We start from the raw sequence: 14102 nt of genomic DNA on the forward strand, positions 1-14102 counted from the left end.
TCCAAAGCTATTGACATTAGCCATCATAGCTATTTATCGTAGCCATGGCAGGGATCCCCGCCGACGATCGCCCCAACCGCCATGGAGGCCCAACATGCGACTCGCTCCCCACCTGCACCGCCTCGGCGGCGACATCGTCTCGTCGTATCTGGTCGAGCTGCCCGATGGCATCACGCTGATCGACGCGGGACTTCCCGGGCACTGGCGCGACCTGCAGCGCGAGCTGCGGGAGATCGGGTGCCCGCTCTCCGACATCCGCGGGCTCATCCTCACCCACGGCGACAGCGACCACATCGGCTTCGCCGAGCGCCTGCGCCGCGAAGGCGTTCCGGTCTACGTCCACGCCGCCGATGCCCACCGCGCGCGCACCGGCGAGAAGCCCAAGACGGCGATGGGACCGGCGCGGGTGATGCCGACGGCGGGCTTCCTCGCCTATGCGCTGCGCAAGGGCGGATTCCGCACCGCGTATCCCCGGGTCGTGCAGGAAGTCGCAGATGGGGATCGACTCGATCTGCCCGGGGCGCCCCTCGTCATCGGGATGCCGGGGCATTCGCCCGGGAGCATCGCCGTCCACGTTCCCGCCGTCGGCGCGCTGTTCGTGGGAGATGCGCTCACGACGCGCCACGTGCTGACGGGCCGGTCCGGCGCGCAGCCGGCACCGTTCAGCGACGATCCCGCCGTCGCACTGGCCTCGCTCGATCGGATCGCGGGCGTCGACGCCGCCTGGGTGCTGCCCGGTCACGGGGCACCCTGGCACGGCTCCCCCGCCGCGATCGCCGCCGCCGTGCGGGAGCAGGCGGAGACCCCCGCGTAGACTGGACCCTCGTGACCGAACGCACCCTCGTCAGCCAGCTGCAGTCCCGCGAAGACGGACCCGTCCGGGTCTCCGGATGGGTCGAGACCGTCCGCGACCAGAAGAAGGTGCAGTTCGTCATCCTGCGGGACGAGACCGGTGCCGTGCAGCTCGTGAACCCGGCGACCCGCCCGGATCCCGACGGCGCGGACCAGGATGCCGAGGCCCTCGCCCTCACGGCCCGCATCTCCGAGATGTCCACCGGCACGTTCCTCACGGTGACCGGCGACCTGAAGCACGACGAGCGCGTCAAGCTCGGCGGCGTGGAGATCAAGATCGGCGCCCTCGACGTGGCATCCGCCGCGCTTCCCGAGACTCCGATCGCGCCCGACAGCGGGCTCGACAAGCGCATGGACTGGCGATTCATCGACCTGCGCCAGCGCCGCAACGCCCTGATCTTCCGCATCCAGACGACGCTCGAGCACGCGATGCGCTCCTACTGGATCGACCGCGACTACATCGAGATCCACTCGCCGAAGCTCATGTCGACGCCCGCCGAGGGGAACGCCGAGCTGTTCGCCCTCGAGTACTTCGGCGACCAGACGGCGTACCTCGCGCAGAGCCCGCAGCACTACAAGCAGATGGCGCAGGCCGCCGGCTTCGGCAAGGTCTTCGAGATCAGCGATGTCTTCCGCGCCGACCCGTCGTTCACGAGCCGCCACGCGACCGAGTTCACCTCGATCGACGCCGAGATCAGCTGGATCGACTCGTACGAAGACGTCGCGCAGATGCAGGAGGAGCTCCTCGCGGCAGCCTTCCAGGCGGTGAAGGACAAGCACGGCGACGAGATCACAGAGCTCTTCGACATCGATGTCGTCGTGCCGACCCTCCCCTTCCCGCGCATCCCGCTCGCCGAGGCGCGCGAGATCGTGAAGGCGCGCGGCTACGACATCCCGCGCACCGACGGCGACCTCGATCCCGAGGGCGAGCGCCAGATCTCGGCGCACGTGCGCGAGACCTTCGGGCACCAGTTCGTGTTCATCACGGACTACCACCCCGAGATCCGGCCGTTCTACCACATGCGCAACGCCGAGACCGGGCTCACGACGAGCTACGACCTGCTCTTCCAGGGCACCGAGATCACGACCGGCGCGCAGCGCGAGCACCGCATCGATGTGCTCGAGGCGCAGGCGCTCGAGAAGGGCCTCTCGCTCGAGGGCCTCGCCCACTACCTCGACTTCTTCCGCTACGGTGTGCCGCCGCACGGCGGCTTCGGGATGGGTCTCGCGCGTGTGCTGATGCTCATGCTCGGGCAGGACTCGATCCGCGAGGTCACCTATCTCTTCCGCGGCCCGACCCGGCTGGCGCCGTAACGAGGGGATGCCGTGACCGAGCCGATCGAGGGATTGCACAACTTCCGCGACACGGGCGGCACGCCCCTCGCGTCGGGCGGGGTGACCCGCCCGGGCGTGCTCTTCCGCTCCGATGCACTGAACGCGCTCACCGACGCGGGCGTCGCGGCACTCGACGCGAGCCCGATCGGCACGGTCGTCGACTTCCGCACGCCCGAAGAGCGTGCAGCCGCGCCCGACCGTCTGCCGACCCGCACCATCGAGACCGTAGAGCTGTCGATCCTCGAGGGGGCGATGGCGCAGCTCGCGAAGGAGATGCTCTCGCCAGGCAGTGCGCCGACGGCGGACCAACTGGCGGATGCCGCCGCGAAGATCCCCACGCTCGACCAGCTCTACATCGGCATGCTGCAGCACGGCGCCGACGCCTTCGCGACGGTCGCCCGCCTGGTCGCCGGCAGCGACGCGAAGGACGACGAGCCGAGCGCCGTCCTCGTCCACTGCACCGCCGGCAAGGATCGGACCGGCGTCGCGACCGCTCTCCTCCTCGACGCCGCGGGCGCCGAGCGCGCGGCCGTCGTCGCCGACTACGCCTCCTCCGAGCAGAACCTCGCCGGCGACTGGGCGGACGGCATGCTGCGGATGGTCGCGTCCTTCGGCATCCCACTCACTCCGGCCCTCGAGACGCTCGTCGTCCGGACGCCTCCGGAGGCCATCAGCGCCGCGCTGGCGTGGGTGGATGCCACGCACGGCTCGAGCGCGGACTACCTGCGCTCGGGCGGCCTGACGGAGCACGGACTCGAGACCCTGCGGACGCGCCTCGCCGGCTGATCGAAACCTCACAGCGGGCGATCTTCCCCCCGACCGGCGCGCGCACTAACGTGTGACGCGATACGGGCGGTGGGCCCGTTCTGTCATGGGAGGTACGGCGATGGCCGGAAAGTTCGAGCTCTACACCGATGCGGGCGGCAAGTGGCGGTTCCGCCTCAAGGCCGGCAACGGGCAGGTCATCGCCGTCGGCGAGGCGTACGAATCGAAGGCGGCCGCGCAGAACGGCATCGAGTCCATCAAGAAGAACGCCCCGGACGCGCCCGTCGTCGAGGTGTGATCCCGGTCGAGGTCGTCACCCGGAGGCCACGAGCCGTTCACCCGGCCTGACCCGGCGCGTCACGGAGCGGTTCTACGTTCCTCTCATCCCCGCACTGCGCGCCTTCCGGCGCGCGCGGATCACCCGAGAGGAATCCCATGCTCCGTACTCCCCTGCGCCGCGCGATCGCCGCGACGGCGGCCGCCACCGCCCTGGCCCTGACCCTCGCCGCGTGCAGCGGCGCGGCGGAAGCCGGCGAGAGCGGCGGCGGCGTCGACGCGGCATCCGCCACCGATGTGACCGCGTTCGGCTCGTTCGAGGCCCTCGAGACGGCCGCCAAGGCCGAGGGCGCGCTCAACGTCATCGCGCTGCCCCGCGACTGGGCGAACTACGGCGAGATCCTCGACCTGTTCGCCGAGCGCTACCCGGAGATCGCGATCAACGAGCAGTCACCCGACGTCTCGAGCGCCGAGGAGATCCAGGCCGCCAAGACCAACGAGGGCCTCGACACCGCTCCCGACGTCTTCGACATCGGACTGACGGTCGCTCTGCAGAACACCGCTCAGTTCGCGCCCTACCAGGTGCAGACCTGGGCCGACATCCCCGACGCGCTCAAGGAGCCGACGGGCCTGTTCGTCGGCGACTACGGCGGGTACATGTCGATCGGGTACGACTCGTCGAAGTTCCCCGCGCCGACGTCGCTCGAAGACCTTCTGACCCCCGCGTACAAGGGCGCCGTCGCGATCAACGGCGACCCCACGCAGGCCGGCGCGGCGTTCGCCGCCGTGGGTCTTGCGACCGTCCAGTCGGGTGGCACGCTCGACGACTTCCAGCCGGGCATCGACTTCTTCGGAAAGCTGCAGAAGGCGGGGAACCTCCTCAAGGTCGACGTCACGACGGCGACCGTCGCGAGCGGCGAGACCCCCGTCGTCTTCGACTGGGATTACCTGAACGCGACGCACCAGGCCGACAACCCCGCGTGGAAGGTCGTCGTGCTGGACGGCACGGGCTACGCGGGCTACTACAACCAGGCCATCAACAAGAGCGCCCCGCACCCCGCGGCCGCGCGCCTCTGGCAGGAGTTCCTGTACAGCGACGAGGTGCAGAACCTGTGGCTCAAGGGCGGCGCCCGCCCCGCGCGCATGGCGGCGATGACCGAGGCCGGCACGATCGACGCGAACCTCGCCGCGGCGCTGCCGGAGGCGCCCGCCGAGACCGTCGTCCCGACCGAGAAGCAGTCCGCCGCGGCGGGCACCCTCCTCGGCGAGAAGTGGGCGACGGCGGTTCAGTGACCACTGCCGTGACGGCGGGGGCGGATGCCGTGGCATCCGCCCCCGCCCCTTCCTCCTCGGGCTCCGCCCCTTCCTCCCCGAGGCCCGCCGCGCCCACCGGGCGACGCCTGTCATGGGCGTGGCTCGGGCTCTTCCCGTTCACGGTCTACGTCGCACTGTTCCTGGCCCTGCCGACGGCCCTGGCGATCGGCTCGGGATTCTTCACCCGCGAGGGGGCGTTCACATGGTCGAACGTCGCCGCCCTCGGCGACCCGCTCATCCTCCGGACGTTCGCGAACTCGGCCGGTCTGTCGCTCCTCACGGCCGTCATCGGCGCCGTCGTCGGCGCGCTCGTCTGCTACGCCCTCCTCGGTCTCTCCGCCGAGGGCACGGTGCGCTCCGCCGTGGATGCCGCGGCGGGAGTCCTGGCCCAGTTCGGCGGTGTCATGCTCGCCTTCGCGTTCATCGCGACGATCGGCATCCAGGGGGTCGTCACGGTGTTCCTGCGCGACGCGTTCGGCATCGACATCTTCGCGAACGGCACGTGGCTCTACGAACTGCCCGGTCTCGTGCTGCCCTACGTCTTCTTCCAGATCCCGCTCATGGTCATCACCTTCCTCCCCGCGCTCTCCGCCCTCAAGCTGCAGTGGGCTGAAGCCAACCTCACCCTCGGCGGGTCGGCCGCGAGCTTCTGGGCGCGCATCGGCATCCCTGTACTTGCCCCGTCGTTCATCGCGAGCCTGCTGCTCCTGTTCGCGAACGCGTTCTCGTCGTACGCGACGGCGGCGGCGCTCGCGAGCCAGGGGTCGCAGATCGTGCCGCTGCAGATCCGTGCGGCGCTCACGAGCGAGACCGTCCTCGGGCGGGAGAACCTCGCCGGGGCACTCGCTCTCGGCATGATCGTGGTCGTCGGCCTCGTCATGGGTGCGTACACCCTCGTCCAGCGGCGCGCCGCGCGGTGGCAGGCATGACCCGCCTCGCTCCCCGCCCCGCGACGCGAGCGATCATCGGGGTCGTCGTCGGTGCCTTCTTCGCGATCCCCCTCGTCTCGACCCTCCTGTACACGCTCAAGATGCCGGATGGCTCACTGTCCTTCGCACGCTGGGCGGGCCTGTTCGATGCGAAGACGGCCGCGACGCTGAAGCCGATCTGGACGGGCCTCGGCAACTCGCTCGTCCTGTGCGTCGTGACGGTCGCGATCGTGCTCCTCCTCCTCGCGCCGACGATGGTGCTCGTGAACCTGCGGTTCCCCCGCCTGAAGCGCATCTTCGAGTTCACCGTGCTGCTGCCGATCTCGATCCCCGCGATCGTGCTCGTCGTAGGGCTCGCGCCGCTCTACCTGCAGATCGGGCGCCTCCTCGGCACGGGGGCGTGGACGCTCGCGTTCGCGTACGGGATCACGGTGCTGCCCTTCGCGTACCGCTCGATCCAGGCCTCGATCGACGCCGTCGACCTCCGCACGCTCGCGGAGGCCGCCCGCTCGCTCGGTGCGGGGTGGACGGCGGTCGTCCTGCGGGTCCTCGCCCCGAACCTGCGGCCGGGGCTGCTCGCGGCATCCCTGCTGTCCATCGCCGTCGTCCTCGGCGAGTTCACGATCGCGTCGCTGCTGAACCGTCAGGTGTTCCAGACCGCGATGGTCGTGGTCCAGAAGCAGGATCCGTTCCTCCCGGCGATCTTCACCCTCCTCGCCCTGCTCTTCTGCTTCGTCCTCCTCCTCGTCATCGGCCGCGCCGCGCGCGGCCATCGAAAGGCCCGCCCGTGACCATCGACCGCGCTCTCCCCCACACCGCCGACAACCTGCTGCTCACCGGAGCCGCCGCCGGCACCCGGGTGCAGCTCCAGGCCATCGAGAAGAGCTTCGGCGGCACGCGCGTGCTGCACGGCGTCGACCTCGACATCGCGCCCGGCGAGTTCGTCTCGCTCCTCGGCCCCTCGGGGTGCGGCAAGACGACGGCGCTGCGGGTGCTCGCAGGCCTCGAATCCGCCGACGGCGGCACGGTGCTCCTCGGCGGGCGCGACGTGTCGCGCGTCCCGACGCAGCGCCGCGACATCGGCATGGTCTTCCAGTCGTACTCGCTGTTCCCGCATCTGAGCGTCGTCGACAACACCGCGTTCGGCCTGCGCCGGCGCGGCATCCGTCGCGCGCCCGCCGCACGACGTGCGCTCGACGCTCTCGAACTCGTCGGCCTCGGTCACCTCGCCGACCGCTACCCGCACCAGCTCTCCGGCGGGCAGCAGCAGCGAGTCGCCCTCGCGCGCGCACTCGTCACGGAGCCCCGCGTGCTGCTGCTGGACGAGCCGCTCTCGGCCCTCGACGCGCGCGTGCGCGTGCAGCTGCGCGACGAGATCCGCCGCCTCCAGCTGCGCCTGGGCATCACAACCGTGTTCGTGACGCACGACCAGGAGGAGGCCCTCGCCGTCTCCGACCGCATCGCAGTGATGGATGCCGGGCGGATCGAGCAGATCGGCACCCCCGAAGAGCTGTACCTGCGCCCGCGGACCCCGGTCGTCGCCGCGTTCGTCGGCCTCTCCAGCGCCGTCCCCGCGGTCGCGACGGGCGACGCCGTGACCGTGTGGGGCGCCACGCTCGCCCGCCTCGGAACGGGCGAGACGGGACCGGTCACGGCTCTCCTCCGCCCGGAGAACGTCCGCATCGAGGCGGTGTCGCCGGCGCCGGGTGCCGCTGCACCCGGCATCGAGGGTGAGGTCGAGGAGAGCACGTTCCTCGGCAGCTTCCGCCGCACCGTCGTCCGCACCACGGGCGGCGACATCGTCCACGTGCAGCACGACGTCGCCGACCGGTACGAGTACGGTCAGCGCGTGCGGCTCACGCTCGCCGAGGTCGCCGTGGCGGTGCGACCGGCCGCGTGAGAGCACGGGGTGCGTCCGGCCGGCACACGAAAACTCCTCCACCGCGGCGGTGATCGTGGCCACGGGGGTCGTTATCGGCGTGATCTCCGCCAGATCACCGGAGTTTTCGCGCGCAACCCCGGGAGGTCAGAGCTGGAAGTCGACGGCGACGCGGTCGGCGACGACGGAACGCACGTACGCCACGACCACCTGGTGGTCGGGGTGGGTCTGGTACGCGTCGAGCGCGGCCTGATCGGCGAAATCGGCGACCAGGGCCACGTCCCAGTTGGTGCCGCCGACGACGTCCGGGCCAACCGAGATCTCGCCGATCGAGGGGACGACGCCCTTCAGCGCGAGGAGGTCCGCGGCGATCTTCTGCGCCTGCGCAGCCTTCTCGGCGGGGTCCTCGGTGGCCAGACGCCAGGCGACGATGTGACGGATCATGCGGGTTCCTCTTCCGGGGCGGTGGTCGTTGCGGGGAGTGCGCCCGCTGCGGGCGCTGCGGATGCCGCGGCATCCAGCGCAGCCCGCAGGCGGGCGGCGTCGAGGCGCCAGTGCGCGTGCAGACGGTCGTCGATCAGCACGACGGGGATCTTCTCCCACCACGCCTCGTACAGCGCCGGATCGTCGAGGATCGACACCTCCGCGACCTCGACATCGCTCTCCGGCAGTTCGGAGACGACGAGGTCGACGATCTCGCGGGCGACGTCGCACAGATGGCAGTCGGGCTTCGAGATGAGCGTGAGTGTCGTCACGGCATCCATTCTCCAACACGAAGCGCCCGTCCAGATGGACAGGCGCTCGGTGTCGTTTCAGCGTTGCCGCAGCAGGAATTACTTCTTGTTGCGACGCTGGTGGCGAGTCTTGCGAAGCAGCTTGCGGTGCTTCTTCTTCGCCATGCGCTTGCGGCGCTTCTTGATGACAGAACCCACGGAAAACCTCACTATGTCAGGGGTCTGGACGCGGATCGCCGCGTCCGGGAACGGGCACTTCGAAAAATGCCCTCGGAACAGTCTAGCCGACGTCGGCGACCGGCCGTTGCAGGGCGTCGGTCACGGCGGTCTCGGGTACGCGGTAGCTGCGCCCGAACCGGACGGCGGGCAGCTCTCCGGAGTGCACCAGGCGGTACACCGTCATCTTCGAGACGCGCATGATGTCCGCCACCTCGGCGACGGTCAGAAAACGCACATCGGGCAACTCGGCCATTCTCACTCTCCCCAGCGCCTGGCTCCCCCGCGGCGCTGGGATCAGCGTAGAGGCTGGCCGGGACGCGTGTAAACCTCTGTGACGGCTGTGACTGGGCTCGGCGTCTTCTCGGCGCCGGCTGGATGACGCGGTCGGTCTGCGCGCGTCAGCGGCCCGGGATGCGCTTGAGCATGCTGTCGAAGGCATGCTTCGTGGATGCCGCGGCCCGGCCCACCAGGTCCGCGGCGGCCGCGGCGGAGTCGGTCAAGGTCGTCGCGCCCTCCGCGGGGCCTGTCAGCGCTTCATCGAAGAACGGGATGAGCCAGTCGTCGACGACGTCGAGCGGAGCCGTCGACAGGCTGTAGTAGCGGTGCTGCCCCTCCTCGCGGACGGAGACCAGTTCCGCCTCCCGCAGCACCTTCAGATGCTTGGACACCGTGGGCTGGCTGACGCCGAGCTCGCTCACGATGTACGAGACGCTCGTGCCGTGCTCGCTCGCGATCGCACGCTCGCGCAGCAGCTGCAGGATGTCCCGACGGGTACCGTCGGCGATCACGTCGAAGATGTCCGCCATGAAGGTAGGTTAGCCCGCCTCTCGTCCCGAGTACCATGACAACGACCCGGCACGACCACGCAACGAGGAGGACGCCATGGCGGACGACTCCGTCGGCGTCCGCGTCGGTCGCCGCATCGGCGCCGCCGCCGGGTCGCTCTTCCGCGGTGTGCGCGAACTCGCGACCGCCTCTCCATCGCGCTTCGCGGTTCTCGTGTTCTCCACCCTCATCCTCGTGTTCACGGGGCTGTTCTCGCTCCCCGCGGCGACGACATCCGGCATCCGCACCCCCTTCGCCGACGCGCTCTTCACGGCGGTCTCCACGATCTGCGTGACGGGCCTGTCTACGGTCGACATGGCGACGCACTGGTCGCCGTTCGGCCACGTCCTCGTCTTCATCGGCGTGAACGTGGGCGCGATGGGCGTGCTGACCCTGGCATCCATCCTCGGCCTCGTCATCTCCAAGCGCCTGGGCCTTCGGGCGAAGCTCATCGCGGCGGGCGACACGAACCCGCTGCGCGCGCACGGCGGCCCGGTCAACGAGGGGCAGACCGTGCGCCTCGGCGAGGTCGGTCAGCTGCTCGCCACCGTCGCACTGTCGACCCTCGTGATCGAGGTCGCGCTCGCGCTCCTGCTCTATCCGTCACTGCTCATCGGGGGGGTCGACCCGCTCACGGCGCTGTGGGAGGCGCCGTTCTACGCGGCGATGTCGTTCACGAACACGGGCTTCACCCCGAACGCCGGTGGGCTCACGCCGTTCGCGACGGACTACTTCTTCCTCACCGTGCTGATGGCGGGGGTGTTCCTCGGGTCGATCGGGTTCCCGGTGATCTTCACACTGTGGCGCCACCACTTCCACCTCCGGCGCTGGTCGCTGCACGCGAAGCTGACGATCATCACGACCGTGATCCTCTTCTTCGTGGGCGCCGGGGTCTTCCTCCTGCTCGAGTACGCCAACCCCAAGACGTTCGGCGGCATGGATGCCTGGGACACGACCTTCCAAGCCTTCTTCCTCTCCGCCATGACGAGGTCGGGCGGGTTCTCCGTCGTCGACATCGGCGATCTGAACGGGTCGTCGCTCGTCGTCGGATCGATGCTCATGTTCGTGGGCGGCGGCTCGGCATCCACCGCCGGCGGCATCAAGGTCACGACGCTCGCCGTGCTCGCCCTCGCGGTGTGGTCGGAGGCGAAGGGCCGCCCCTCGGTCGAGGCGTTCGGGCGGCGGATCCCGAGCGACGTGCAGCGCGTGGCGCTCTCGGTCGTCGCATGGGGGGCGACGATCGTCGCCGTCTCGACCATCACGATCACGCAGATCACCGGCGACACCGTCGAGAACGTCCTGTTCGACGTCGTCTCGGGCTTCGCGACCGTGGGCCTGTCGACGGGGCTCACGGCGACCCTCCCCGACCCCGCCGTCTACGTCCTCGCCCTCACGATGTTCATGGGGCGCGTTGGTACAGTGACTCTCGCCGCGGCCGTGGCCGCGACATCCCGTTCGCAGCACTACTCGCTGCCCGTGGAAAGGCCCATCGTTGGTTGAGCAGCTGCGCAGCGACGCCCCCGTCCTCGTGATCGGACTCGGCCGGTTCGGCGCCGCGTGCGCCGGCGAGCTCGATCGCCTGGACCGCGAGGTCCTCGCGATCGACGACAACCTCGAGCTCGTGCAGAAGTGGTCCGAGCGGGTGACCCACACCGTCCAGGCGGATGCCAAGAACATCGACGCGCTGAAGCAGATCGGCGCGCAGGACTTCCAGGTGGCGGTCGTCGCGGTCGGATCGTCGATCGAGGCATCCGTGCTCATCACCGCCAACCTCGTCGACCTGAAGGTTCCGCAGATCTGGGCGAAGGCGGTCTCGCAGAGCCACGGCAAGATCCTCGCCCGCGTCGGCGCGAACCACGTCATCTACCCCGAGCGCGAGGCCGGCGAGCGCGTCGCCCACCTCGTGTCGGGGCGCATGCTCGACTTCATCCGGTTCGACGACGACTTCGTGCTCGCGAAGATGTACCCGCCGAAGTTCATCCGCGGGATCGGTCTGAACGAGTCGGGCGTCCGCTCGAAGTACAACGTGACCGTCGTCGGCGTGAAGAGCCCCGGCAAGCCGTTCCGCTACGCGGAGGCGGACACCGTGGTCACCAACCACGACCTCATCATCGTGTCGGGCACGAACAGCGACATCGAACGATTCGCGTCGCTCGACCGCTGACGGCTGTCGCGGGGTAGCCGAGTGCGCCGGCTCTCGCCGAGTGCGCCGGTTGCTGACCGCGGACAACGGGTGATCTCGACAGCAAGCGGCGCTGTGGATGCCGCAGCCGGAGGCGAGTTCGCGCGGTAGGGCTACGCGCCCGCGGCGAGCTCGCGGGCGCGGGCGAGTGCGGCGTCGGTCGCCTCGGCGAAGATCCCCGCGAGGTTCGCGCCCTGCAGCACGGCGACGGCGCGCTCGGTCGTCCCCTTCGGGCTCGTGACGCGGCGACGGAGCTCGGCCGGATCCTCCCCCGTGGCATCCAGCAGCGCCGCAGCGCCGATGAAGGTCTGCTCGGCCATGAGCCGCGCGTCGGCGTCGGAGAACCCCTTGCCGCGGGCCGCCTCCGTGAGCTCCTCGATGAGGAGGAAGACGTAGGCGGGGCCCGATCCGGAGATCGTCGACAGCGCGTCGATCTGCGCCTCGGGCACGTCGATGACGACGCCGCACGTCTCGAAGAGCGCGCGCACGAGCGCGAGGTCGGCATCGGATGCCGCGGACCCCCGCGCCAGTCCTGTCACCGCCTTGCCGACGACCGCGGGAGTGTTCGGCATCGAGCGGATGACCGGCACGCCCTCGCCGACGATCGACTCGAAGGTCGCGATCGTCACCCCGGCGGCGAGGCTCACGACGATCGCGCCGGGTCGCAGAGCGGGGGCGATCTCGCGCAGCAGATCGGGCACCATGACGGGTTTGACGCCCACGAGGACGATGTCGGCTTCGGCCGCGGCGTGGGTGTTGGCCTCGGCATCCGTCTCGAGGGCGATGCTCGTGACGCCGTCGCCGGCGAGCTCCGCCGCCTTGGCCTGGGAGCGGTTGGTGACGGTCAGCTGCGGGGCGAGTCCCGAGCGGATGAGGCCGTGCGCGATGGCGCCGCCCATCGAACCGGCACCGAGGATCGCGATCGCGGGAAGGGTCTGGGGCATGCTCACATCCTCCCAGAGGAACCGCGGGATCCCGACGGATTCACCTGTCTCGCCGACCCGAGATGATGTCCACCGAGGGCGCGCGTCCCCTCTCGATATGGCTGAAGGCGAGGCTCTCGGCGAGACGCGCATTGCCTTCCGAGATCGCGGCCAGGAGCTGCTCATGCTCATGGGACTGCTCATGCGCGTCGCGGTCGGCACCCGTCAGGTAGAACAGCCAGACCAGCCTGCCGCTGACGACGCGGGTGAGCGAGGTGAGAAGCGCACTGTCCGCCATCTCGACGATGCACGCGTGGAATGCCGCGTGCGCCTCGGCGATCGCGAGGCGATCCCCTCCGGTGACGGCCACGTGCGCGGAGTCGAGCGCGCGATCGAGGTCGTCGACCGGTGCCCCACGGCCGGCGTTCTGCGCCGCAAGCCGCGCAGCCAGGGTCTCGAGACTCAGCCGAACGTCGAACAGCTCGTCGATGGAGCGCCGGTCCCATCCCACGATACGAGCGCTGCGGCGGGGGGCCGTGGCGAGGAATCCGTCCACGCCGAGCTGGAGGATCGCTGCCCGAACGGGAATCCGCGACATCTCGAGTTCATCGGCCAACCGCCCCTCGACGATGGCGGCTCCGTCGGGATATCGACCGAGGATGATCGCCGTGCGGATGCGCCGGTAGGCGGTGGCCGCCAGGGAGTCATCCGACGCGCCGTGTCCTTCCGGCATCCCATCTCCTCTCACGGTGCCGTCCGTCGCACCGCCACCGCGCGACGCCGCGTCACGATCGGATCGCGACCATTGTGCCAGCGCCGACGGCGCGCGCGCGCAGACACAGCACGTGCGCCGCATAGAGGTCCTGGATGCCGAGGCCGACCGAGTTGAAGATCGTGAGCCCGCCGCGCGCCGCACTCGCGGCGGTGTCGATCGCGTCGCCGAGCGGGACGAGCCGTGTCGGGTCCAGCGCGCCCGCGACGAACGCGTCGCGGATGTTCCCGGACTCGGCGACGGCGACCGCCGGGTGGTCGACGACGACCACGCGCGCGTCCCGGAACACGTCGGCCTCTACCTCGCTGAACATCGGGCGTGGGGGGGAGCCCACGGCGTTGACGTGGACGCGATCGCCGAGCATCGAGCGGGAAAGGAATGGTTCCTGAGCGGGTGTCAACGTGCAGACGACATCCGCGGCGTCGAGCGCGGCCTCCCGCGTCGAGGCGGCCGTCGCGGGGATGCCCTCAGCGGCCAGCTGCCGAGCGCAGGCCTCGGCTCTCGCCGCGCTGCGAGACCACACGCGCACCTCTTCGAATCCACGGACGAGGCGCAGCGAGCGCGCATGCTCGGCCGCGAGGGGCCCCGCTCCGATGAGGGAGACGACGCGCGCATCGGGGGCCACGAGCACGTCCGTCGCGAGCGCGGTCACCGCCGCGGTGCGGATACGGGTGAGCGCGCGCCCGTCGACGATGGCGACACACTCCGCCGTGGTCGCATCGAACAGCACGACGGTCGAGCGCTGCGCGGGGAGTCCCGCGGCGCGATTGCGCGGCGCGTCGGCGAGGACTTTGACGGCGAACAGCCCCAGTTCCTCGGACAGCGCGCTCATGGGCACCACGGCGGGAGCGTCCGCGGTGCCGTCGACACCGACCGGGAGCGCGTCGGGTCTCGGCTGCACGGCGCTGCCCGTCCGCAGGGCCCGGTGCGCCGCCGCCATCGCGTGTCGCATCTCCTCCGCGTCCGCGAGGCCCTCGACGTCGACGGAGGTCAGTGTCAGTGTCGCCATGAGATCTCCTTTGGTATACCGAACATAGTGGTTGTGGCGCGGAGCAACGCCACACATGCGTATCCGCGCGACGGCGCGTAGCCGTCGA

At 70.2% G+C, this 14102-nt stretch carries 18 protein-coding genes; 10 read left to right on the plus strand and 8 right to left on the minus strand.

The genetic code is table 11. The features are described from left to right. Positions 1-94: 94 nt before the first annotated feature. The 8 genes from J0I43_RS11925 to J0I43_RS11960 all read left to right on the plus strand — a co-directional run bounded on the left by J0I43_RS11925 (position 95) and on the right by J0I43_RS11960 (position 7371). Positions 95-814 carry an MBL fold metallo-hydrolase gene (locus tag J0I43_RS11925; RefSeq protein ID WP_292863930.1) on the plus strand — a complete coding sequence of 240 codons (720 nt, stop codon included), beginning with the start codon at positions 95-97 and terminating at the stop codon, positions 812-814. A gap of 11 nt (positions 815-825) precedes the next feature. Further along, the gene (gene aspS / locus J0I43_RS11930) at positions 826-2166 is read left to right on the plus strand and encodes an aspartate--tRNA(Asn) ligase (protein WP_292863932.1); all 1341 of its coding nucleotides are present in this window, start codon (positions 826-828) and stop codon (positions 2164-2166) included. Between the two features lie 12 nt (positions 2167-2178). Continuing rightward, positions 2179-2973 (plus strand): tyrosine-protein phosphatase, encoded by a 795-nt coding sequence (locus J0I43_RS11935; protein WP_292863935.1) that lies wholly within the window; start codon positions 2179-2181, stop codon positions 2971-2973. Between the two features lie 100 nt (positions 2974-3073). After that, positions 3074-3250 (plus strand): YegP family protein, encoded by a 177-nt coding sequence (locus J0I43_RS11940; protein ID WP_292863938.1) that lies wholly within the window; start codon positions 3074-3076, stop codon positions 3248-3250. Between the two features lie 137 nt (positions 3251-3387). Next, positions 3388-4521, plus strand: coding sequence for an ABC transporter substrate-binding protein (locus J0I43_RS11945; RefSeq protein ID WP_292863941.1), 1134 nt, complete (start codon positions 3388-3390; stop codon positions 4519-4521). Next, complete coding sequence (locus J0I43_RS11950) at positions 4518-5471, plus strand: ABC transporter permease (RefSeq protein ID WP_292863944.1); 954 nt, start codon at positions 4518-4520, stop codon at positions 5469-5471. The genes J0I43_RS11945 and J0I43_RS11950 overlap by 4 nt, the downstream gene beginning before the upstream one ends. Then, positions 5468-6262: an ABC transporter permease gene (locus J0I43_RS11955; protein ID WP_292863947.1), complete on the plus strand. Its 795-nt coding sequence runs from the start codon at positions 5468-5470 to the stop codon at positions 6260-6262. The genes J0I43_RS11950 and J0I43_RS11955 overlap by 4 nt, the downstream gene beginning before the upstream one ends. Further along, positions 6259-7371, plus strand: a complete 1113-nt coding sequence (locus tag J0I43_RS11960) for an ABC transporter ATP-binding protein (protein ID WP_292863950.1) — start codon at positions 6259-6261, stop codon at positions 7369-7371. The genes J0I43_RS11955 and J0I43_RS11960 overlap by 4 nt, the downstream gene beginning before the upstream one ends. Positions 7372-7497: 126 nt before the next feature. Here the strand turns inward: J0I43_RS11960 and J0I43_RS11965 are convergent, their stop codons facing one another. From J0I43_RS11965 to J0I43_RS11985, 5 genes are all read right to left on the minus strand, one after another. Then, on the minus strand, positions 7498-7794 hold the full coding sequence (locus J0I43_RS11965; protein ID WP_292863953.1) for a Dabb family protein: 297 nt from the start codon (positions 7792-7794) through the stop codon (positions 7498-7500). Further along, positions 7791-8105, minus strand: coding sequence for a glutaredoxin family protein (locus tag J0I43_RS11970; RefSeq protein WP_292863956.1), 315 nt, complete (start codon positions 8103-8105; stop codon positions 7791-7793). The genes J0I43_RS11965 and J0I43_RS11970 overlap by 4 nt, the downstream gene beginning before the upstream one ends. A 78-nt stretch (positions 8106-8183) precedes the next feature. Continuing rightward, positions 8184-8282 (minus strand): AURKAIP1/COX24 domain-containing protein, encoded by a 99-nt coding sequence (locus J0I43_RS11975; RefSeq protein WP_003792170.1) that lies wholly within the window; start codon positions 8280-8282, stop codon positions 8184-8186. An 82-nt stretch (positions 8283-8364) separates the two neighbouring features. Next, positions 8365-8556, minus strand: a complete 192-nt coding sequence (locus J0I43_RS11980) for a helix-turn-helix domain-containing protein (protein ID WP_292863959.1) — start codon at positions 8554-8556, stop codon at positions 8365-8367. A 145-nt stretch (positions 8557-8701) separates the two neighbouring features. Further along, on the minus strand, positions 8702-9109 hold the full coding sequence (locus J0I43_RS11985; protein ID WP_292863961.1) for a helix-turn-helix transcriptional regulator: 408 nt from the start codon (positions 9107-9109) through the stop codon (positions 8702-8704). Positions 9110-9185: 76 nt separating this feature from the next. On the opposite strand from J0I43_RS11985, the gene J0I43_RS11990 reads away from it, so the two are divergent. Both J0I43_RS11990 and J0I43_RS11995 read left to right on the plus strand, forming a co-directional pair. Further along, entirely contained in the window at positions 9186-10628 is a 1443-nt protein-coding gene (locus J0I43_RS11990) for a TrkH family potassium uptake protein (RefSeq protein ID WP_292863964.1), read from the plus strand. Further along, entirely contained in the window at positions 10621-11292 is a 672-nt protein-coding gene (locus J0I43_RS11995; RefSeq protein WP_292863967.1) for a TrkA family potassium uptake protein, read from the plus strand. The genes J0I43_RS11990 and J0I43_RS11995 overlap by 8 nt, the downstream gene beginning before the upstream one ends. A gap of 131 nt (positions 11293-11423) precedes the next feature. On the opposite strand, the gene proC is transcribed toward J0I43_RS11995, so the two are convergent. From proC to J0I43_RS12010, 3 genes are read right to left on the minus strand one after another with little or no spacing between them, the layout of a single operon-like run. Beyond that, positions 11424-12254: a pyrroline-5-carboxylate reductase gene (gene proC / locus J0I43_RS12000; RefSeq protein WP_292863970.1), complete on the minus strand. Its 831-nt coding sequence runs from the start codon at positions 12252-12254 to the stop codon at positions 11424-11426. A gap of 40 nt (positions 12255-12294) precedes the next feature. After that, positions 12295-12966 (minus strand): GntR family transcriptional regulator, encoded by a 672-nt coding sequence (locus tag J0I43_RS12005; RefSeq protein ID WP_292863973.1) that lies wholly within the window; start codon positions 12964-12966, stop codon positions 12295-12297. A gap of 52 nt (positions 12967-13018) precedes the next feature. Beyond that, positions 13019-14014 carry an ornithine cyclodeaminase family protein gene (locus J0I43_RS12010; protein ID WP_292863976.1) on the minus strand — a complete coding sequence of 332 codons (996 nt, stop codon included), beginning with the start codon at positions 14012-14014 and terminating at the stop codon, positions 13019-13021. Positions 14015-14102 lie beyond the last annotated feature (88 nt).

This window comes from Microbacterium sp. (assembly GCF_017305435.1).
Classification (GTDB): domain Bacteria; phylum Actinomycetota; class Actinomycetes; order Actinomycetales; family Microbacteriaceae; genus Microbacterium.

Excerpts from the sequence above, each read along its gene's own strand:
- J0I43_RS11925 (WP_292863930.1), top strand. The coding sequence starts at position 95 with ATGCGACTCGCTCCCCACCTGCACCGCCTCGGCGGCGACATCGTCTCG.
- J0I43_RS11940 (WP_292863938.1), top strand. The coding sequence starts at position 3,074 with ATGGCCGGAAAGTTCGAGCTCTACACCGATGCGGGCGGCAAGTGGCGG.
- J0I43_RS11945 (WP_292863941.1), top strand. The coding sequence starts at position 3,388 with ATGCTCCGTACTCCCCTGCGCCGCGCGATCGCCGCGACGGCGGCCGCC.
- J0I43_RS11955 (WP_292863947.1), top strand. The coding sequence starts at position 5,468 with ATGACCCGCCTCGCTCCCCGCCCCGCGACGCGAGCGATCATCGGGGTC.
- J0I43_RS11965 (WP_292863953.1), bottom strand. The coding sequence starts at position 7,794 with ATGATCCGTCACATCGTCGCCTGGCGTCTGGCCACCGAGGACCCCGCC.
- J0I43_RS11980 (WP_292863959.1), bottom strand. The coding sequence starts at position 8,556 with ATGGCCGAGTTGCCCGATGTGCGTTTTCTGACCGTCGCCGAGGTGGCG.
- J0I43_RS11985 (WP_292863961.1), bottom strand. The coding sequence starts at position 9,109 with ATGGCGGACATCTTCGACGTGATCGCCGACGGTACCCGTCGGGACATC.
- J0I43_RS11990 (WP_292863964.1), top strand. The coding sequence starts at position 9,186 with ATGGCGGACGACTCCGTCGGCGTCCGCGTCGGTCGCCGCATCGGCGCC.
- proC (WP_292863970.1), bottom strand. The coding sequence starts at position 12,254 with ATGCCCCAGACCCTTCCCGCGATCGCGATCCTCGGTGCCGGTTCGATG.
- J0I43_RS12005 (WP_292863973.1), bottom strand. The coding sequence starts at position 12,966 with ATGCCGGAAGGACACGGCGCGTCGGATGACTCCCTGGCGGCCACCGCC.
- J0I43_RS12010 (WP_292863976.1), bottom strand. The coding sequence starts at position 14,014 with ATGGCGACACTGACACTGACCTCCGTCGACGTCGAGGGCCTCGCGGAC.